Consider the following 21,364-nt stretch of genomic DNA (forward strand, 5'->3'; position numbering starts at 1 on the left):
GTCACAGGATAGAAGTCAAACTGGCCCATGCGGCTCTTTTGCGGCAAGTCAGCTTTGGCACACGCGCTGACCGTGCCAGAACCGCCCGCCAAGTCGCCAACGCTCATCTGGCGATATGTCGAACCCTGCTGCTTGGCAGCTGAGTCAGGCATCTGGCCATCGCGTTGAACGCCACCTGTTTACAGGGTCTTGAGCCTTCGAATGTCGCGTTGCACAGTGCGAAACCAATTCCTGATCCGTCGAAAGGCTGCCAATGACTGCTGCGTCACAAATCCTGCTTGGCAGCGCACTATTGACCCTGTGCGCTCTGGTCCATGTCGGGGCCGTTGCGATGCTTGTTCCATTTCTGACCCGTGTGGCCGACCGATTGGAACGGACCGAATCCCGCCTTCGGACCCTGATTATCACCAGTCTCAACGTTCTTACTCTGCTGGTCGCACATACGATTCAAGTCTGGTCTTGGGCCTTGGCCTTCTTCGCCATGCGCGCATTCGATGATTTTCCAACCAGTTTTTATTTCGCGACGGCAACCTATACGACCTTGGGGTACGGAGACCTTCTGTTGGGTCCGGGTTTGCGTATCTTCGGAACGTTTGCTGCCATCACCGGTCTTTTGACATTTGGCATCAGCACCGCATTGCTCATGGGGGTCATCGTCAGGTTGCTGCCTTCGGTCGACGAATACGACGATCAATAGACTACGCGGCGATTGGTTGGGGTTGTCACCAGATATGGCGGTAATTGTGATTTAAGGTGCCAACCAAGTGCCCTGCCAACCGTCTTCCCGAACATATGCCGCGCGCTGGTGTTTTTGACCGAGATACACCAGATCAATGTGATCTATCGCGCAACGCAGCACGGCAAAGCGCTCCCTGACCGGCGGCTTTTCGTAGGCAAAGGCGCCTTGGATGGGTGTGCCGGGGTCCGGTGTTGTTCCATAGGATACACGCGACGCAACTGGAACCCTGTCCCATTCGCGCTCAACAAAGGCACCGGTCAGTATTTTTACGGTTGTGGTTAGGCGGATTTGCAGATGCGATCCGGGAATCCATATGTTGAGGGCGGCCCGCGGCCACTGGCGCAAAGCCTCCGTCTTCTGCGTCGCCGCATCTGTATGAACTTCGACCTCGCCGTCTGGTTCGTTCGCACGCCGCAACGCAACCGTGCGGGCCTCCGGGACGCCTGATGGTGATACGGTGGCAAATGTTGGATGGCGGGCCGGTGACCTGGCATCCGCAACGCCCCGGCGCATTTCCTGCCACGCCTTGCCCAGAAAGGCTACCAAGTCGTCGGGGTCATTCATATCCCGTCATCTCCAGATAACCGACGCCACTATGGCTGCCGGTGATATGCACTGGTCCTTCCCAGTAGGGAATGGTCAATGGCATCCAAGCATTTGAATTCATCGCCGTTACGGAAACATCAACGCCCTTGTCAGCCAGTTGAACACGCCAGGTTGTCGGCACCTTGCGACCCGCAACCGCGCTCAGCGATACGGGCTCAGCACGAAACGCACCATCCGGATACGCGGTAGTGCCGCCATCCGCTTCAATCCACGTCGAAGCAGTGTAGCCGCTCCCATCCTGCTGACGCAGCTGAAAGCCCATCAACTTTTCTCCGCCCTCAAACGACAGTGAAAACCAATCCCACCCTGATTGTGTTTCGGACAAAGGCTGCGACGACCATTCGCGATCCAACCATGCAGAGCCAGTGACCTCAACCGGTCCTTCCGGCAGGTTTAAGGTTCCCTCAATCCGGTAGAATGGTTGGGAATAGTAATAGCTGGCTTGGCCTTCAGCGGATTTGACAGAAAACCCATTCTGCCCATGAAACACCAAGGGACCTTCAGCAGCCAAAGTCATTTCATAACCAAACTCTGTCCCCTGGGCTTTTAGCGACAGGGTATTTAAGTCGGGACCTTCCATCGCCCATTCGTCAATCCACGCCCGAAACGGTTCGGCCTGAACACCCGCTTGTCCTGTTCCACCTCGCGCAAAACGTTCGGTCGCAAAATGCATGTCCGGGGTCGTGACGGCGGCGTGGGCAAACCAAATCTGTGGCGATGCCCACCCTTCTTTGTCGCCCGGCGCAAGAGCCGACCGGAACAGCGTCCATTGCAGCCCGTATGGTGTGCCATCTGCAGCCTGCAAGTTCGCCGTCAGGTACCACCACTCAATCCGGTAGTTCGGATGCGGGCCGTGATCGGCAGGAAAACTAAATGACGGGTCCGGTTGCGGGGTGGCAAAGCCATCTGCACCGGACCCCAGACCGGCAAACCCTTGCGCAAATGCAGCAAAGGGCCACAAGACACAGAAAATCAACGCTCTAACGTTCATGAGCAAAGACCTTGAGAAGCGCGTTGGGAGGCGTGCGCGCCAGCCGCCATGCAGGCCAGGCAGCCGCAGCAACCGCCGCGAGTATCGCGTAGATTCCCAAACGCACATAGTCAGCCGGGAACAGGAACATCGGTAGACGCCAACCAAAGGCCTCGACATTGATCACGGCCAGCAGCACCCAGGCCAGCCCAAGACCAACCGGCAATGCAAACAGGCAGGCCAGCGCGGCAAAGACAACGGCGCGCAGCAACTCAAGTTGACCTATTTTGCGCCGCGTCAGCCCAAGCGCCCACACCGGGGCCAATTGGGGCACCCGCAGATCGGCCAAGGTCAGCAGACTCATCAGCATGGCAAAACCGGCCACGGCCAACGTCAAGACATTCAACGCGGCCGTCACGGTGAATGTCCGGTCAAAGACCTGCAGGGAAAACGCCTTGATCGCTGACTGATCCCGTATTGCGCTGTTGGCAACACCCAAGTCATTCGTCAATACATCCCGGAGCTGTTGCGGTTCGGACGTGCGCAGACCAAACCTCTGTAGCGTAACATCGGGGTGCAATTGACGGAATAGCGTCTCTCCAATGACAACCTGCCCTTTGGGATTGCCATAATCGGCCACAACCGCACCAATGGGCAGTGACACTCCCGGCGCAATGCTGATTTCATCGCCAACCCAAAGGCCCGCGCGCCGCGCAAGCTGTTCATTGGCAATGACAGCGGCCCCGGCTTCCACCTGATCCCAAGCATCGGTCTCGGCATCCAGAAATGCCCAGTTGTCGCGATATGTAGGTCCCACGCGCACTCCAAACAGTTGCGCGGGTTGGGTCCTGACCTCGATATCAATGGTAAGCAGCGGCAAGACAGGGACGTCCAACTTTGCCATTGTTTCCTCAATCGACGCCGCGTGCGCGGTGTCTGTGGCCTCGACATACAATTCCGGCGCAAGCCGTTGATCCAGGAAATCCACAAATGTCAGCCGGAAACTGGACACCATGGTTGCCACACCGATATTCGCCGACAACGCAAGCAGAAGCGCCATCAAGGCAAGGCTCAGCCCCGGCAGTTGCTGCTGCGTGTCCGCCCAGAACCAACGGTATTGGGGGGTTTTTGCCGCATGTTCAGCGTACCGAAGAACCGGACGCACAACCACCGGCAACGCCAGGGCGGCCCCGATCAGGAACAATCCCAAAACGGCGAAGCCAGCCAACAAACCCGATCCGCCCCACAAAAACGCCGCGGCGCACATCAACAAACCAATGGCAGCAATGGATTGCACACGCTGTACCCGACCAGATGTCATGGCCCATGCACGGGGGCGCGCGCTGGCCAGTAACGGCATCTGCCAGATTTGCCACAATCGGCCACCCGCTGCTGCCAAAGTGCCAAGAACAGCAATCGCCAACCCCGAAGCCCACCAGGACGCGCGAAACTCGAGCGTGCCGGCGACTTCGGCGCCGTACAGTCCGCGCAGGGTTATGGCAACATCTGGCAACAAGACTGCAGCGATCAGATAACCCAGAACGATCCCCAATCCCGCCCCCAGCAATGCCAGCAACAGGATTTCGATCAGCATCAAGATGACCAAAAAACCCAAAGGCACACCAAGGGCGCGCAGTGTTCGCACCAGTCCACGCCGCTGCTCAAAGGCCAGACCAATGGCGCTGTAGACGATGAACAGCCCCACAGCGAAGCTGAGCAAGCCGAAAGCGGTCAGGTTCAAGTGAAAACTATCCGTCAGCTCGCCCACATCAGAGGTCTGGTTGGCAGGTTGCAAACGCAGTCCCGGAACAAGGTCGACAAGCGCGGGCCGGATCATTGGTTGCACCGGATGCAGCAAGAGCCGGGTTAAGTCGTTGCGCCCCAGCACATGTTGCACCACGCCAATATCACCGACTGCAATTCCCGGTGCGATGGCCGGATCGATGACGATCTGGATATCTGTCTGCAGTCGCTCGGCCGTCTCTGCATTTGAGTACAGCTGTCCCGGATCGAGAAATGCGGCGAGGTTACCGGTCTGAGCCACCTGCCCCACTCCGAAACTGGCAGGCGACGAAAGAGGGTCAAACCCGAGCAGTCGAACTCCGTCATGGCGCCCATCAATTACGGGCGAAACAAGCCATCCCGCCTTGCGCAAGGCAACAAAGTCCTGTTGCGTGATGCTGCCACCAGCTTTTGGCACGATCTGATCAAACTGACCTTCGCCCAGCGTCGCCGCCGCGGCATCATAGCTGGCGCGCGCTTCTGCGTTGATCGCCTGCACCCCGGCCCAAAGCGCGGTTGCCAGCGCGAGACCTGCCAGAAATGCAAACAGCTGCAAGGGGTTCCGTCGCCAGTGAGACAGCAGTGCAACCAGGCAGGCACGTATCATGCCAGACGTCCCTGCCGCAGGTTCAATTGTCGTTTCATCCGCGCAGCGATCGCCCGCGAATGGGTCACCAGAAGAAGTCCGGCACCTGTCTCTTCAACTAGTTGCAACAATTGATCCAGAACTTCGGCTGCGGTGACTTCGTCGAGGTTTCCGGTCGGTTCGTCAGCCAACAATAACTTCGGACGCGCCGCAATGGCCCGCGCGATGGCGACCCGTTGCTGTTGCCCGCCCGACAAGGTTTCGGGGTATTTGCCGAGGTGATCGGTCAAGCCGAGGCGCTGGGACAGACGCTTGATCAGATCTTGATCCACGCGTCCGGCCAGCCGCGCCTGAAACGCAATGTTGTCTGAAACCGTGAGCGAGGGGATCAGGTTGAACTGTTGAAAGACCACTGCAACGTCCTTGCGCCGCACCTCAGCCCGCGCGCTGTCTGAAAGCGGCCCCAGATCATGGCCCGCTACGTGCACCGTGCCCTCATCCGCGGTGTCGAGCCCCCCCGCAATATGCAAAAGCGTGCTCTTTCCACTGCCCGACTCTCCGGTCAGGGCCACTGTTTCGCCGGCATCCATAGACAAATCAACACCGCGCAGCACGGGCACGGCTGCGCTCCCATTGACGAAAGACTTCGTTACGCCCTTGAACTGCAAGACCGGGGCCAAATCCGTCACCCACCATCCGTATAGGTTGTTATCAACTCGGCAACCGGCACATGCGCACGCAATCGGTTGGCCAACAAATACATGCCCGCAATCTTGCGTTGGACATACAGCAAATCCATCGGAACAGGGTGCGGCACAAAACCGTCGGCCGCGAGCGCTTCGCCGGCCGCTTGCAATTTCTTGGAGAGGCCAGACGCGGAGACGTCCAGCACAGGACGCGCCCGAACTTCGTCGAAAACCAACATGATCATATCAAGGATCGGCTCACGATACCGCTGTTCGACAGCATCCGGCACCAATTCCATCGCAGCAACATATCGCGCGACATCGCTCCGAGATCCGCGCAGACCGGCCTTCAAAAGACCGCGCATCTGGTCTGAAAGTACGGACGGCACGCTGCGGGTCGCGCCGAAATCCAGCAGAACGAGACGCCCGGACGCGTGATCAATTCTGTAGTTGGCAAAATTAGGATCTGTTTGCATGACGCCAAAAACAAACAACTCGCGCAGCGCCAAGTCACACAAGACACGGACGATGTGATCACGTTGATCCTGCTGCATCTCGCCGACGCTCTCAATCTTGTCTGACGGCACAAAGGTCATTGCCAAAACCTTGCGCGTCGATAGCGATGCATGCAGATGTGGCACAACAACGTGAGGATCATCCGCCAAGAGTGTAGCAAAACGTTCAAGATGCTCTGCCTCAGCCTGATAGTCGGCCTCTTCCTTTAGTTGCGTGCGGGCTTCGTCCAGGTACGGGGTCAGCTCGAAACCGTCAGGCAATAGGCCGGACAAGCGGATCAACCGCCCGATATTCGCGACATCACTGTCAATGCTGCGCGCGATACCGGGATACTGTATCTTTATGGCAAGTTCGGTGCCGTCGGGCAGCTGGGCTCGATGCACTTGGCCAATTGATGCCGCGGCAATGGGTCGAACGTCAAAATGGGCGAACCGTTTACGCCAACCCGCGCCCCATTCTGCATCCAGCACATCGCGCAGTTGCTGTGGCGGCATGAAATCAGCGTCCGCGCGCAATCGCCCCATGATTTCTGCAAGCTCGGGCGGCAGCACATCGCCCGCATCCATCGACATTAACTGTCCGACTTTCATGGCGGCACCGCGCATCCGCGCCAGTTCATCCGCTATGCGACGCATATTGGTCGGGGTCAGCAACAGATCGCGTGCCACCGGGCGACGGCCCTGCCCCAATTCCAGTGCGCCGCCAAAGGCCATGCGCCCTGCCACACCGACAGCGAGCGATCCCATCCGGCCAAATCGGGACATGCGCCCTGCGGGTACCGCCAGCGGGCGCGACAAGTGTGAGTGGTCAGTCATATGCTCCGTCTGTCCTTGCCTTCAACTGAACCTAAGGGGCACCAGGGCGAAATCAATCGACCCACACGGGATCTTTTTGTGAACCGACATGACGTCTGGTGCCGAAACACAGATCACAAAAAAGCAATGGGGTGGTGGCGGACAGGAAGGGATTCGAACCCTCGAGACGGTTTCCCGCCTACGCACTTTCCAGGCGCGCGCCTTCGACCACTCGGCCACCTGTCCAACGCCGTCTCTATCCAATTCGGGTATGGGGATGCAAGCAGGTTACGAACTAATTTTCTCAACCATCAAGATGAAGGTACACGCGACGGTTCATCCGCCCTTTCTTTTCTATTTTTCCGATGCGCAACGCGCCGATTTCGCCGGTTCTGGCAACATGCGTCCCACCGCAGGGCTGAAGATCAATTGTTGCGTCGCCTTCGCCGATACGCACAAGGCGAATTTCACCGGCACCGCGTGGCGGTTGCACGGACAAAGTCTTGACCATGCTCGGGTTGGCATCCAACTCCGCCTCTGTGATCCACTCGGCGCTTACGCGCATGTCGCTGGCCACATGGGCGTTCAACATCGCTTCCAACTCGTCACGGTCTTCGGGTGCATCTGCCATGTCAAAATCCAGACGCCCTCGCCCTGCTCCAATGGATCCTCCGGTTACACCAAAGGGCAGCGCCACGGACAGTATGTGAAGGGCCGTATGCACGCGCATATGGGCATAGCGGCGTTCCCAATCGAGGCTTTGCGTGACGGTTGTTCCAACACCCGGTAGCGCCCGTGGCTCGGCCGGGACAAGAATGATGCTTTCGTCATCTCCTTTGATCGCGGTGGCAATGTTCAATGCGCCGCCCTCCCAACTGAGTGTACCGCTATCACCCGGCTGCCCGCCGCCTGTCGGGTAGAAGATGCTCTGATCCAGAACAATGCCGCCTTCCGGCGTATGCCCCGTCACAACCGCTGAGGCATCGCGTACATAGGCATCGTCGCGGAACATGTGTATAGTCATCTGCCGTCTCCATCTTCGGCGGGCGTCTCCGGATCCATGTCGCTTTCGTCCAGATGCGCTTTGGTTGGCGGCGCAGGCTGCGGTGTTTTTGACTTGGCACCTGCCTGCAACACTTCGGGATTGCGCAGCCAGACATCACGCTGGGCAAAGGGTATCTCGATCCCTTCTTCTTCGAACCTAGCAGCAATCTGGTGATTGATCTCGTTCTTGACGGCGAGCATCCAGTTCACATCGCGCAGAATGATGCGGATTTCAAAATCCAGACTGTCTGCGCCAAAACCCATGAACAACACCGCAGGGGGTGGGTTGGCCAGTGCCATGGGGTGTGCATCGGCAATCTCTTTCAACACGGCTTCAACGCGGCGCGTATCCGTACCATAGGCGACACCAACAGGTATTATGACGCGGCCCACCGTGTTGCCACGTGTGTAGTTCGTCACTGTGCCTGAAATCAGGTCGGCATTCGGAACAATTACATCAGTACGATCAAAGGTTTCGATCCGCGTGGATCGGACCGAAATCGAGCGCACGTAACCCATCTGCCCTCCCACCTCGATCCAGTCGCCTTCGGATATCGGGCGTTCAATCAACAGAATGATACCGGACACGAAATTCGAAACGATCGTTTGCAACCCGAACCCGATGCCAACCGACAAAGCGCCCGCAACGATGGCAAGGCTGGACAGATCGATGCCAGCCGCCGTGATGGCAAACAGCGCAGCCAGAAAAATCCCGACATACCCCAGCCCAGATACAATCGCGACCTGGCCACCGGGATCGATCCGGGTCTTTGGCAGTACCGATACCTTCAACGCATTCTGCACGGCACGGGTGACCAAGTACCCAATGGTGAATACGATGATCAGGGTGAAGAAATTGCCCGGCGAAATGGTCATGTCACCAATGGTCAGCCCGGATCGAACTGTCGCCCATACTTCGGTGATGTCGGTAACGCGCGCACCCCAGATCAGCGACAAGGGAATGGTTGAAACCAGTACAACAAGGAACCCAAGCAACGTGGGAACAAGGCTATCGCGGGCATCTTCGCCCGGTTTCAATGTCGCATAGATATCACGGATCACGCCCTGTAACAGAACGACAGTTCCGATCAACGCAAGCGTCAGTATCATCGGGTAGGTCAGAAACTGCGCCGCAGCGTTAAAGCCGACAGCAGCAAGGATCGGCGCAACAAACCCCACCACGATCAGCACGCGACCGATCGTTCCTACGATCCTGTCCCCATATGGCAGGTCCTGGCTCGGGTCCTCGGCCGTGTCGCGCACCCGACGGCGTAACAGCCAGCCCAACCGCATGAGGATCAAACACGCCAGGACAATCAGTGGAAAATTCAGAACGGCGTCAGAGGCCGGATCGTAACGGTCAAAATCGGAAAAATCCGTCAATACGATGAACAGACCGTACACAAGCCCAAGCAGCACCGAATAAATGCGCCCTTCCGCCCGACGTGACTGCGGTATCGCAAGCGGCGCGCGCACGGCATCAGTTTTCGGGAACAATCTGCCGGCCAGCCAGCGCGAAAAGAACAAGGACAGCCCGACAACAACAATCAACTCAAGCAACAGGTCCCCGCGCGAACCAAAAAGCTCAGTGGCGCTCAGAGCCAGCACAAAGGCAAAGAGACCAAACATGGGCAGTATGATCTGCCCAAGCGACACGACGAAACCCGCAACATCAGAGCTTGAGCGGGTGTTACTTCGTTGGATTCGAGTGGCCAATAACTCGGTCCAATAGCGTGACCGTGCCAACAGGACAGAACCCACGATAAAGAAAACAACAATCAGCGGAAGGTTGTCCCGCGCATTCGCACGACGGGAGGGATTGTGCCACGCTTGGCGGGCACCAGCGCCCAACGCCGCCAATGTGTTTTGTGCATGCCGCACCGCGCTTGGCCAATTGGCGGGATTGACTGGCCAGGGTCCCATGTTCAACAGCGCGTCGGTCTGCCGTGTTCGTAAAATATCGTCGATCTCGGTGATCACACCGTTTGCGCGACTGAATGCTTCTTCCGCGGTGCGGCGTGGGGTCACTAGGCGTTCAAGCTGGGCATTCAACTCTTCACGACGATCAGCAATTTCCGAAGCTTCGCTCTGCCCCTCTTCCGGCGCTGGACCCAGTGCCGCAATCTGATCACGCAGGGTTTGAAGGCGGCTGTCATTGGCAGTCAGCTGATTCTGGAACTGCTCCCGCCATCCCGCAACTTCCGCCCTCAGAATTTCGAACGCCTGATCCGATGCGCGGCCAGCCTCGACCGCTCGTTCGGCCCGCGTCGCGGTGCTCTGCCATTCCAGATAGTCCGGCCCGTTCGATTGCGCACCGGAAAACGTAGCAAACAAGGCAAAACAAACAGACAGAACTGCAACGCGAAACCACGTTACAAGCATCACACGTCCTCGAACACGCCAGGTATGCTGGACGGCCCCTGCTCCAGCCATTCCGGCACTGGCAGGTCTTTTTCCCGCAGGAAGTCCGGGTTGAACAGCTTCGACTGATAGCGCGTGCCGAAGTCACATAGAATGGTGACAATGGTGTGCCCCGGGCCCATATCCTTTGCCAGGCGAATGGCGCCAGCCACGTTCACACCCGAGGATGCCCCAAGGCAAAGCCCTTCATGTTCCAGCAGGTCAAAGACGATGGGCAACGCTTCGGCATCCGAAATGTTGTAGTTAAAATCCGGTGTGAACCCTTCCAGATTTTTCGTGATCCGCACCTGCCCAATCCCTTCCGCGATCGAGCTGCCCTGCATGGCGATTTCGCCAGTGGCATAATAGCTGAACAGGCCAGCACCATCGGGATCGGCCAAACCGATTTTGACGCCCTTGGGCTGCAAAACCTCGGCAACTCCAGCCAATGTACCGCCAGAACCAACGGCACAGATGAATCCATCCACCTTGCCATCGGTCTGTTCCCATATCTCGGGTGCGGTGGTTTTGACATGCGCCTTTCGGTTCGCAACATTGTCAAACTGGTTGGCCCAGATCGCGCCATTCGGCTCCGTCTTGGCCAATTCCTCTGCCAGTCGCCCAGAATAGCGCACAAAATTGTTCGGGTTGCGATAGGGTGCGGCGGGCACCTGAACCAATTCAGCCCCAGCCAGCCGCAGCATGTCTTTCTTCTCTTGGCTCTGCGTCTCGGGGATCACGATGACGGTTTTGAACCCCATCGAAGCCCCCACCAAGGCGAGGCCAATGCCTGTGTTGCCCGCGGTTCCTTCGACAATCGTGCCACCCGGACGAAGTTCACCGCTGGCCACCGCCTCCTGAATGATGGACAAGGCAGCGCGATCCTTGACCGACTGGCCCGGATTCATGAACTCTGCCTTGCCCAGAATTGTGCAACCAGTCTCTTCGCTGGCGCGGCGCAGTTTGATCAGCGGCGTGTTTCCAATGGCCGAAGCCAGATCAGGCGCATAACGCATGTGCGAATTCCTTTTGTCGTTCTCCAAAGGTGTAGCTTCGGTGTCCGGCGACCTCAAGGCGCGTCGGGTCACACAGCAGCGCGCAAACGCGCACGGTGGCGAGCCAGCCAATAGGCCAGTAGCGCCAAAGGCGCATTGGCCAATAGGCCGTCATCGGCCAATTCAAGCAAATCCGTATAGGACATCAGGTGGCTCCGGATGTTTTCACCCTCTTCCTCCTGACCGCCAATGCCTGCGCTGCCATCGGGCAAATCGCAAATCCCGACAAACAGATGAAAAAAGTCAGTTGTCGCACCTGGCGAGGCATAGCACTCTCCCGCCGGCTCGAGCAGCCGAAACTCCAACCCGGCCTCTTCGACCCCTTCCCTGCGGGCGGCCTCTTCCGCCGTTTCACCGGGATCGATCAATCCGGCCACAGGCTCCATCTGCCACTGCACAGGGTCGTTCCGTCCGATGGGGCCCAGTCGGATTTGCTCGACCAGCAAGACGCGATCCAGCGCGGGATCATAGGGTAAAACGATGGCTGCATCAGATGATACGAATACGGCCCGCTCGATCTGGTCTGACATGCCTCCGCCGAACGTCTCGTGGCGCAGCGCGATCTCATCCATCGCAAAAAAATTCGTGTGGGCCCGTTTCCGCTCCACAATCTCGGTCTGACCCTCCAGAACCCCCTGCCCGTGTCGACCGGATTGGGCAAGCACCTTGCTCCACGCTCGCGCACGAATACGGGGGAACCTGCGGGCTACCTCGTCAGTACTCAGTTTGCCAAACCCGTCCATCACCTCTTCGGCGGCCCAGAGGGTCATGGCCCCCCACTGTTTCTCCCAAGCCAAAAAGTGCCAAGTGTCATCAACGGAAGACACAGACTGCCCTGGTAGGTAGACCTCCGCAGTTTCTCCCGAGGTCAATGTGACGGTGCGCAAATCGTAGTCGAAACCACCCTCGTAGTAGTTCAGACGCGCAATGTCCTCGGTCGACAGGTCACGCACAACAATGCCCGTTGTGTCGGCGTTGGCCCTCGGCCGGAGCACAGGATAAAGCCCCTCCGGCTCGGACAGAGCAACGTAGCCCCTCAAAGACGCCGGGGACAAATCAATACTGTCGGCGCTGCGTCCCAGAACGCGTTCAAGCAGCGGCACGCACTGCAACGTGCCATAGAAAAACAGATTGTTCATTGCATTACCGCCAGGTGCGCCAAGCGTACTCGGTTAAGACACCGGTGATCACGCCACCCATCAACAATGTCGCCCAGATGGGAATGGTGCTCATCAAAAGCGCCCACTCCGATCCAATCTGAAAAATTGCCACCAACGCCTCAAAGGCACCATCATACCGGTTCTTCATGGCAATCCGCACCATCTCGTTGCAGGACTGTACGAACAAGGCCCAGAACACCATAACAATGGGACCTGTTAGGCCGACGTTGACAGCAGATGTCATTCCGCGCCCTGCACGCGAGCCGATCACCATCCAGCCAGTAACCGCTCCTACAGCGACATTCACGTAGGTAAACCAGCCGAAATTCGTGTCTTCCTCGAACAGCGGCATGATCATGCCCGACACGATAAAGGCCAATACAGCAAGGCCCAAAGCGGCCACGAGTTTGGCTGCGTCAGGCATCTGTTTGGTCTTTCATGGCTATCCAGGTCGTTTGATCGTGATCTGCGTTACGTCGCAGTTGGCACTTTCAAAGGTCGCCGCGCAAGAGGTGAGGTAAAAATTCCACATCCGGCGAAACCGGTCATCAAAGCCCATGTCGGCAATCTGATCCCACCTCTGGTTGAAAGTCTCGTGCCAACGCCGGAGCGAGATGTTGTAGCTTTGACCAAACTCAATGGACTTCTCAACGCCAAGACCTGCCTTGGTGATCTGCTGACGCAGAACCGACGGGCTGGGCAGCATCCCACCCGGGAAAATGTATTTCTGGATGAAGTCGACGCCGCGTTTATAGACCTTCCACCGGCGATCCTGGACTGTGATGATCTGCAGAGTGGCGTTCTTTCCGGGTTTCAGGCGTTGCTTGACCGTTTCAAAGTAGACGGGCCAATACTTCTCACCAACAGCCTCAAACATCTCGATCGAGGCGATACCATCATAGGTACCACGCTCGTCCCTGTAGTCTTGAAGCTTGAAATCAACGAGATCGGAAAGTCCAGCATCTTCAATTCTCTGCTGCGCATACTTAAACTGTTCTTCGCTGATGGTCAGACCTGTGACCTTCAATCCGCGTTCCTTGGCCGCATACTCAGCGAACCCGCCCCAGCCACAACCGATCTCAAGAATATGATCCCCAGGCTGCGCACCCATCTGGTCCACCATGCTGGCATACTTTGCGATCTGCGCCGCCTCATGGCTTTCCTGCCCCGTCTCAAACAGGGCGGATGAGTACGTCATCGTGTCATCCAGCCACAGGCCATAGAACTCGTTGCCCAGATCATAGTGATAGCTGATGTTCTTACGGGCCTGCTCACGGTGGTTGCGCTGCAGCCAAAAGCGGAACTTTTCGAACCGACGCACGAGGCCCATACCCGGAAACCCGTCATAGATATCGTCGTTGTCCGCATGGACCCAATCCATAAACACTTGAAGGTCTGGCGTACTCCACCACTCGTCCAGGTAGGCATCGCAAAACCCCAAGTCACCCTCGCGGATCAATCGCGCAAACAGCTCGTTGTTGTGAATATGCACCTCTGCCACCGGACCTGGGTTCGGTCCTTCGGCTCGAAAGTGGCGGCCATCCGGTAGGATGAAATCCACCCGGCCGTTGTTCATGCCCTGGGCCATGCTGAAAACACGGGCGAAATAGCGTGGCAACCCCGTTTGGCCGTCAGTGGTAGTAAGGATCATACACGCTCCCCGTTCGTGTTTTTGTCAAGTTATCTTGACACATTGAGCCGCGCAACCATGCGCACGCGGTTGTCATCAGAAATTACGGTTTTCATAAGCACTTAGCGCCCGCTGCCGCCCTTCGTCCGCTGGTACAATCGGGCTTGGATAGTCACCATTCGGCGACATATTCCAACACCGCGGGATCGCATCAAAATATGACAAGGCCTCAGAGGCAGGATTGCGCCGTCCTTCGGCAATCCATCGGCTGACGTAGTCGCGGTTCTTGTCGAACTTATCCAGCTGGGTTACCGGGTTGAACACGCGGAAATACGGCGTTGCATCCGGGCCAGACCCGGCAGACCATTGCCAGCCCATTGCGTTGCTGGCCGGATCCCAGTCGATCAGACAGTCGTCAAACCACTGTTGGCCGATCCGCCAGTGCGTCATCAGGTGTTTGCATAGATAGGAGGCCACGATCATGCGGCCCCTATTGTGCATACGCCCGGTCACGTACATCTCGCGCATCGCGGCATCGACGAATTGAATACCTGTACGCCCCTGCTTCCACGCGAGAACTTGTTCAGTTTCGTCCTCGTTCCAGGGAAAGCCGTCCCAGTCTTCCTTCCAGTTGTGGTCCACGATGTGAGGGGTGTGATGCATCAGGTGATATGCAAATTCACGCCAGACAAGCTCCTTCAGGAACACCTCGGCTCCGGCTTTGCCTTCATGCAAGGCGCGCATGCCCGCGTGCCAACACTGGTGCGGACTGATTTCACCAAGAGCCAGGTTTTCTGACAGATTCGACGTGCGATCCTCGGCCGGGATATCCCTGCCCTCAACATACCCGGCAACCTTCGTCTCAATAAAATCTTCAAGCCGCGACTGCGCCGTCCCTTCGCCAAGCCGCACATAAGGGCGAACCACACCTGCACCGCGTTTCATCGCAGCATCAAGGTTCCAGTCGGCCAACTCCTCACTCTCTGGCCAGACATCAGGCGTTGCAATACGCCCCGGCGCAGGCAGCGGCGCATCAACGTCCCGGTCCTTCACCGAACGCCAGAATGGCGTGTAGACCTTGTAAAACCCACCCGTCTTTGTCTCGGTTGTCCATGGTTCGAACATCAAATGGCCGCCGAAACTGCGCGCTTCAATGCCATCGGTCTTCAAGACGGCCTTAACCTCAGTGTCGCGCGCGACGGCCTGAGGATCATATAGGCGAGACCAATAAACCGCCCCGGCCCCGGTTTCGGTGATGAGCTTTTGCAAGACATCCAGCGCATCACCAGAGCGGAAGATCAATCTGCTGCCTGTGTCAGCCAAGGATTGGGCAAGATGTTCAACGCCCAAGCCCCATCGCCATTTTGGCGCAGCGCCCAAATCATTCACGCTGGCGTCACGGATCACGACCGGAATGACGGGCCGATGGCTGTCGCACGCAGCCTTCAAAGCCGGATGATCGCTCAACCGTAGATCACGGCGAAACCACATGATGATCGGTGTGCTGCTCAAAGCCCCGTTCCCCTTTTCTTATCGAGGCTTACGTAGCACGTGCGCCGATGGATCAAGTTGTCGCAGATTGCCTTTACGTCAAAAAACCGCGTCAAGGGCCGTCAACAGCTGATCAATCTCTGCATCATTCGTGTAGTGCGTGAAGCTGAGCCGCAAAACACCTTGATCCGGGTTGACCCCCATGGCTTGAAGCGCCCGGACCGCATAGAAATCTCCACCCCCAGCCATGATGCCATGGTCCGCCAAACGGGCGGCCACTGCGACCGGGTCACGCCCCAAATCAAGCGCCACGGTTGGCGCACGGATTGCCGGGTCCGTAGGGCCTATGACACGCAGATCGTTGCGGTCTTTCACGGCATCCATAACGCGGGTCAGCGCCTCGACCTCGCGGGCCCGCATGAGGTCATGTACAACTTGTCCCCGCGGGGACAGTCGTGTGTCGCCACTGTTTGTATGGTGGTCATAAAGCGCGTCCACATAGTCTACCATACCCGCGCATGCCGCCACTTGAGCATGATCAGGTCCGGCGGGCGTGAAGCGTTTGTAAAGGCTGCCGGCGTTGAAATAGTGCCCCTGGTTCGGCAACAACTCGGCCAAGGCACGCCGGATAACCATCAGACCCTGATGCGGACCATAAGTCTTGTAGGCCGAGAACAGGTAGATGTCGGGGCCAAGGTGCCCAACATCCGGGAACCCGTGCGGCGCGTAACTGACGCCATCGACACAGACGAAAGCCCCGGCAGCATGAGCGAGCGCGGTGATCTCGGTCACCGGATTGATCTCTCCCACGACGTTTGAACAATGAGGAAAGCAGACCAGCCGCACCTTTTCATCCAGCAGGTTTTCAAGAACAACGGGGTCCAGATGCCCTGTGCCGGGATCGACCTGCCATTCGCGCACCTCAATTCCCCGGTCGGCCAGTCGCCGCCACGGTCCGGTGTTCGCCTCATGGTCCTGATTGGTGACGATGATCGCCTCGCCCGGTTGCATCATCTGTGCAAAGGCTTGTGCCAACACATAGGTGTTTTGCGTGGTTGAAGGGCCAAAGCTCAGCTCATCAGCATCGACACCCAGCAAGGCCGACATGCGCATGCGCGCCTCGTCCATCTCTTCGCCTCCAAGGCGCGAAGCCTCGTAGTCCGAATAGGGCTGAACCTTACGCTGGGTGTAGAACCGAAACAGCCGGTCAATGACCTGCTTGCAAGTGTAACTTCCGCCCGCATTCTCAAAGAACGCCCGCCCTTGTAGCGACGGTTCGGCAAAAGCGGGAAACTGGGCGCGGACGAAATCGAGATCAAGGGTCATGGGGCAGGCCTTTCACAGTTGCGGCCAGATTAAGAAAAAGGCCCCGGCGCGCAAGCACCGGGGCCTTTTCAGAGTATGTATCAGACGGGTTTATTCGGCAGGCGACAGACCGTTGCCGGTAGCGCCCGGAATTTCCGAGTGCACCGCGGGCACGCCAGCCGCTTCACGGCGGCCGTCGTTGTAGATCGCCTTGATCAGCGCCAGGCACATCAACGCCATCACGATGGAGAATGGGAGCGCCCCGATCACCATGGCGGTCTGGATAGCTCCGGTCCCGCCCGAAATAAGCAGGCCCGCAACCACAAGGCCAAGGGCGGAGCCCCAGAACAAGATGTGCGGACGCGCCTTGGGACCTTCGTCACCAGCCGCATTGATGGTGTTCACGATCAGCACGGCAGAGTCCGCCGACGTCACGAGGAACGTCATCAGCAGAACCACGATCACAACCGCCATACCCCATGCGAGGAACTGTGCGATGGGCGCAAGCATGAACTCGGTCATGGCAAAGATCTTGTCGCCATTGGCCGCGTCCAGAATGACACCACCGGCATCACCGTTCAGTTCCAGATCGATGGCAGTGCCACCGGCCCATGAGAACCAGACAAAGCACATCAACGACGGCACGATCATGGCGCCCAGCACGAATTCGCGTATCGTCCGACCACGCGAGATGCGTGCCAGGAACAGCCCCACGAAGGGTGCGAATGCGATCCACCAGGCCCAGTAGAACACCGGCCACCAGCCCTGCCATTGCGCCAGCAGGAACGCTTCGGACCCTTCCACACCGTCAGAGGCATAGACATTGAAGCTGAGCCAAGGCAGCGCGATCAGGTAATCCCAGATGCCCACGAAGAAGGCTGCGGCACCAAAGAATGTCGCCCCGAACAGGATGAAGAAGCTGAGCAAGAAGATCGACAATACCATGTTGATGTTGGACAGCCATTTGATGCCCTTGCCGACACCGGACAGCGCCGACAGGGTCGACGCGCCCATGATGACGAGCAACGCCACGATGATACCAAGCGTGGTTGCAGAGCCTCCGTCTTCCATGAGACCACCAATCCCGATCCGGGTCAAACCGGCCACGAACTGTTCCACACCGAAGCCAAGCGTTTGCGCCACACCGAGGATCGTCGCCACAACGGCCACGATATCGATGAGGTTGCCAAGAAAGCCCGAAAGACTGGATCCAAAGAGCGGCGTCAGCGACGACCGGATCGTCAGCGGCAGACCGCGACGGTAGCTGAAGAATGCCAATGCAAGGCCCGCAATGGCATAGCAGGCCCAAGCGCCCAGCCCCCAGTGCAGGAATGACCAAACATAAGCCTCACGCACGTTATCCTCACCCAGCGCGGTCGTGGCGCCCTGAATAACAGAGGGATTGTTTTTGAAGTGCGCCACTGGCTCAGCCACGGCCCAGGTCAACATGCCGACGCCAATACCGGCGCCAAACATCATCGAGAACCATGAGAAATTGCTGAACTCCGGCTTTTCGCCTGGCTGGCCCAGGTTCAAGCGTCCAGCGGTTGGCCAGAGGGCAAGCCCCAGGCAGACAAGCACAAAAAACGTCACGACCCAAATATACCAGGCGGCGAAGTTTTCCAGAATGACGCTGTTCCAGTCGCCGAGGATCGTGCCAGCCTCGGTTGGCCAGACGATACACCAGACGACGAGCATACTGATGATGATCTTACTGATCACTGCAACGTTGACACTGAACCCTCGATAAAACCCCGAGTCGGCGGTTTTGATCGGTAGCTCCGTCAATGGAGGTTGAATTGACATGGTTACCTTCCTGTTGTCGTTTTTATGACACGAGGAAAGCACGGGTAGAGACATAAACGAAGTGTTAATTACTACCGTACAGGTCGCATTAGACATCAGAACGCCGTTTTTGTTTCTGATATGAAAAAAGGCCGGGTGATTTTCAAAATCCGCGCGGAAAAACGGGCCATAAATGGCGGGTTCACCCTCCAAAAGCGTCTCAATTTTTGAGATTCGCTGCTCTAACGGTTCCCTGAGCGGTAAGGCATGGCAATGCCTGCTGGGCGCAAAGACCGCCAAAAAACGTCAAATCACCCCCGTTCGCTGTCGTTGAATCACCAGTATTCGACCTGAACCCTGTCACCCTAAATGCACGCAACACGAGAGGCGCAGACGAGGGAGTGTCGTTTTTGAACCACGCGAAATGATGATCCATTGCTGCTGAAACCACGCAAGATGGCCGACCAACTCAGACACAGGGAGCCAAACTCATGGCGATAAAGGAACCGTTTACGGACCTTGATATCAACAAACAGGATTCAGGGTTCTACGAAGGCTACAGCCTTCCCATTGCACTCAAGTCCAAGGCGATCATGGTGGCCCTTGTCTTGTGGGCCATCATATTTCCGGTGAGCGCCAACGGCACGCTTGATGATTGGAACTGGGCCTTGTTGCAGGGTTTCAACGCATTCTACATCATCTCTGTTGGTGCTTTTGCATTCTTTCTATTTGCGCTGGCTGCACTGCCCACGGGCAAACGCAAGTTGGGAGATGCCGATACTGTCCCGGAGTTTTCCAACTTTTCGTGGTTTTCGATGATGTTTGGCGCGGGTCTCGGTGTTGGCCTGATGGTTTTTGCAACGGCGGAACCGCTTGGGCTGTGGGGGTCAAACCCGGTCATTGTTGCCGGTGGTGTCGCTGGAAATTCTCCTGAAGCCTTAACATCTGCCTATCGCTACACATTCCTTCACTACGGTTTCCATGCCTGGGCGATCTACGTGGTGACGGGGCTGAGCCTTGCCTACTATGCCTACACTCGCAACATGCCCCTAACGATCCGCTCCGCGCTGACCCCTCTTCTGGGAAAAGTTGCGAATGGTATCGTTGGCCATATCGTTGACGTGCTTGGTGTCGTCGCAACGATCCTGGGCGTGTCTGTCACCATCGGTTACGGGGTAAGCCAGTTCGTTGATGGCGTGTATGCAGTGACTGGAATGGAATGGCTGATGGGTGTGAGCGAAGGCGATGCCCCACCAAAACCGTCCACCGTTGGCCTGCTGTCAGCGCTCGCGATCATCATGTTCTTGTCGATCTTGTCGGCGGTCTCAGGTGTCGGACGCGGGATCAAGTATTTGTCCAACCTGAACCTTGTTCTGTCGATCATCCTGTTGATGACCTTTGTAATCTTCGGCAGTTTCCTGTTCGCCATGACAACCTATGGCACGGCGCTGGTGGACTATATTATCCAGTTCCTTCCGCTCAGCTTCGAGGCCTATAGCCCGCTGAGCCAAGATGCGTTTGCCAACAGCCTGCCGGAAGAAGCCGCACCGCTTGCAGCCGATCTGTACAGTGGAGCAACCAACGCGTGGGGGAGCCTTGAAGGGTTCACAGGCGGCCTTGAAGGTGCTGCGGCCTCTCTGCCGCCGGAAGTTCAGGCGGCTGCATACGATGCTGGCAGTCCGGGCAGACTGTTCGGCTGGCAATCAGGCTGGACCACATTTTACTGGGCCTGGTGGATCGCGTTCTCTCCCTTTGTGGGCCTGTTCCTGGCACGCATCTCGAAAGGTCGCACCATACGCGAGTTCATCCTGGGATGCGTGTTTGCGCCGGCACTGGTGTGCTTTGCATGGATGACCATTCTTGGCGGCACGGCCATTGATTTGGAACTGCAAGGCGTTGCCGAGGGCGCCATCGTCGGGGCATCGAACACCAACAAGCTGTTTGTCACCCTGAGCTACATGATCGAAGGCGGGTTCCTGTCGGCCATCACCATCATGTGCGTGGTGCTGATCATGACCTTCCTGGTGACATCGGCAGACTCGGGTATCCTGGTCATGAATACCATTATGTCCGGCGGCGAACAGGAAACGGGCATCAAGCACAGGATCATCTGGGGCCTGATTATGACCGGGGTGATTGGTGGCTTGATCATCGCGGGCGCATCCGGGCGCGGAGGTGATCCGCTGGCATCCCTACAGGATGCGATGATCATCGGCGCCCTGCCCTTCACTATCGTGATGGTCCTGATGATGGTGTCTCTGGTCAAAGCGCTGATCAATGACAGCCGCCGCACCAAGGCCGGTGATGTGGTTGGTCAACCGGCAGAATAGCGGTTCAGAAACGGCAAAGGGGCATCCACAGTGGTGCCCCTTATGTCATTCGTTTCGCGCAATCAAAGCGCCGCAGCGATCTTCTCGGCATGGCCTTTGATCACATCCATATCGCCCATCTTGCCCGGTGGGCGCATGGACACACCGTCGTGCCGGGGATGGATGTGGAAATGCAGATGAAACACCTCCTGACCGCCCGCGGTTTCGTTGAACTGCTGGAGGGTGATACCTTCGGCCTCAAACGCAGTTTTAGCTGCATTTGCAACCTTTTTGACTGTCGACATGACCGCAGCCAATTGAGCATCGCTGGCATCTAGAACATTGCGGCAGGGTCTCTTAGGGATCACCAGGCAATGCCCGTCCGTCCGCGGCATGATATCCATGAAGCACAAGGTTTCGTCGTCTTCATAGACTTTGAAGCACGGGATTTCACCCCGCAGGATCTTGGCAAAGATGTTCTGGTCGTCATAGGCGGGCATGCGGGT

General features: G+C 57.5%; 17 protein-coding genes and 1 tRNA gene. 2 read left to right on the forward strand and 16 right to left on the reverse strand.

All coding sequences use genetic code 11. The features are described 5' to 3' along the window. Positions 1-253: 253 nt before the first annotated feature. Complete coding sequence (locus IE087_RS05655; RefSeq protein WP_189368356.1) at positions 254-697, forward strand: potassium channel family protein; 444 nt, start codon at positions 254-256, stop codon at positions 695-697. 51 nt (positions 698-748) lie between these two features. On the opposite strand, the gene IE087_RS05660 is transcribed toward IE087_RS05655, so the two are convergent. From IE087_RS05660 to IE087_RS05730, 15 genes are all read right to left on the reverse strand, one after another. Further along, the gene (locus tag IE087_RS05660) at positions 749-1,303 is read right to left on the reverse strand and encodes a pyridoxamine 5'-phosphate oxidase family protein (RefSeq protein ID WP_189368357.1); all 555 of its coding nucleotides are present in this window, start codon (positions 1,301-1,303) and stop codon (positions 749-751) included. Next, complete coding sequence (locus IE087_RS05665; protein ID WP_189368358.1) at positions 1,296-2,336, reverse strand: lipocalin-like domain-containing protein; 1,041 nt, start codon at positions 2,334-2,336, stop codon at positions 1,296-1,298. The genes IE087_RS05660 and IE087_RS05665 overlap by 8 nt, the downstream gene beginning before the upstream one ends. Further along, positions 2,326-4,704 (reverse strand): FtsX-like permease family protein, encoded by a 2,379-nt coding sequence (locus IE087_RS05670; RefSeq protein ID WP_189368359.1) that lies wholly within the window; start codon positions 4,702-4,704, stop codon positions 2,326-2,328. The genes IE087_RS05665 and IE087_RS05670 overlap by 11 nt, the downstream gene beginning before the upstream one ends. Continuing rightward, the gene (locus IE087_RS05675; RefSeq protein WP_373296487.1) at positions 4,701-5,372 is read right to left on the reverse strand and encodes an ABC transporter ATP-binding protein; all 672 of its coding nucleotides are present in this window, start codon (positions 5,370-5,372) and stop codon (positions 4,701-4,703) included. The genes IE087_RS05670 and IE087_RS05675 overlap by 4 nt, the downstream gene beginning before the upstream one ends. Beyond that, complete coding sequence (locus IE087_RS05680) at positions 5,369-6,700, reverse strand: ABC1 kinase family protein (protein WP_189368360.1); 1,332 nt, start codon at positions 6,698-6,700, stop codon at positions 5,369-5,371. The genes IE087_RS05675 and IE087_RS05680 overlap by 4 nt, the downstream gene beginning before the upstream one ends. A gap of 135 nt (positions 6,701-6,835) precedes the next feature. Continuing rightward, positions 6,836-6,925, reverse strand: a tRNA-Ser gene (locus IE087_RS05685). A 58-nt stretch (positions 6,926-6,983) separates the two neighbouring features. After that, positions 6,984-7,703 carry an alanyl-tRNA editing protein gene (locus tag IE087_RS05690; RefSeq protein WP_189368361.1) on the reverse strand — a complete coding sequence of 240 codons (720 nt, stop codon included), beginning with the start codon at positions 7,701-7,703 and terminating at the stop codon, positions 6,984-6,986. Next, positions 7,700-10,105, reverse strand: coding sequence for a DUF3772 domain-containing protein (locus IE087_RS05695; RefSeq protein ID WP_189368362.1), 2,406 nt, complete (start codon positions 10,103-10,105; stop codon positions 7,700-7,702). The genes IE087_RS05690 and IE087_RS05695 overlap by 4 nt, the downstream gene beginning before the upstream one ends. Next, positions 10,105-11,139 (reverse strand): cysteine synthase A, encoded by a 1,035-nt coding sequence (locus tag IE087_RS05700; protein ID WP_189368363.1) that lies wholly within the window; start codon positions 11,137-11,139, stop codon positions 10,105-10,107. The genes IE087_RS05695 and IE087_RS05700 overlap by 1 nt, the downstream gene beginning before the upstream one ends. Positions 11,140-11,207: 68 nt before the next feature. Then, the gene (locus IE087_RS05705; protein WP_189368364.1) at positions 11,208-12,317 is read right to left on the reverse strand and encodes an NUDIX domain-containing protein; all 1,110 of its coding nucleotides are present in this window, start codon (positions 12,315-12,317) and stop codon (positions 11,208-11,210) included. 4 nt (positions 12,318-12,321) lie between these two features. Continuing rightward, on the reverse strand, positions 12,322-12,762 hold the full coding sequence (locus tag IE087_RS05710) for a TrgA family protein (protein WP_189368365.1): 441 nt from the start codon (positions 12,760-12,762) through the stop codon (positions 12,322-12,324). Positions 12,763-12,780: 18 nt separating this feature from the next. After that, positions 12,781-13,989, reverse strand: coding sequence for an SAM-dependent methyltransferase (locus IE087_RS05715; protein WP_189368366.1), 1,209 nt, complete (start codon positions 13,987-13,989; stop codon positions 12,781-12,783). Between the two features lie 75 nt (positions 13,990-14,064). After that, positions 14,065-15,459: a cryptochrome/photolyase family protein gene (locus IE087_RS05720; RefSeq protein ID WP_189369271.1), complete on the reverse strand. Its 1,395-nt coding sequence runs from the start codon at positions 15,457-15,459 to the stop codon at positions 14,065-14,067. 99 nt (positions 15,460-15,558) lie between these two features. Continuing rightward, on the reverse strand, positions 15,559-16,785 hold the full coding sequence (locus IE087_RS05725) for an aminotransferase class V-fold PLP-dependent enzyme (RefSeq protein WP_189368367.1): 1,227 nt from the start codon (positions 16,783-16,785) through the stop codon (positions 15,559-15,561). A gap of 90 nt (positions 16,786-16,875) precedes the next feature. Continuing rightward, positions 16,876-18,570: a BCCT family transporter gene (locus IE087_RS05730; RefSeq protein WP_189368368.1), complete on the reverse strand. Its 1,695-nt coding sequence runs from the start codon at positions 18,568-18,570 to the stop codon at positions 16,876-16,878. Between the two features lie 470 nt (positions 18,571-19,040). Between IE087_RS05730 and IE087_RS05735 the strand changes: the two genes are divergently transcribed. Then, positions 19,041-20,879, forward strand: coding sequence for a BCCT family transporter (locus IE087_RS05735; RefSeq protein WP_189368369.1), 1,839 nt, complete (start codon positions 19,041-19,043; stop codon positions 20,877-20,879). Between the two features lie 62 nt (positions 20,880-20,941). Here the strand turns inward: IE087_RS05735 and IE087_RS05740 are convergent, their stop codons facing one another. After that, positions 20,942-21,358 (reverse strand): HIT family protein, encoded by a 417-nt coding sequence (locus tag IE087_RS05740; RefSeq protein WP_189368370.1) that lies wholly within the window; start codon positions 21,356-21,358, stop codon positions 20,942-20,944. Positions 21,359-21,364: the final 6 nt, after the last annotated feature.

The sequence above is a fragment of the Tateyamaria omphalii genome (genome assembly GCF_014651375.1).
In the GTDB taxonomy this organism is placed as follows: Bacteria; Pseudomonadota; Alphaproteobacteria; order Rhodobacterales; family Rhodobacteraceae; genus Tateyamaria; species Tateyamaria omphalii.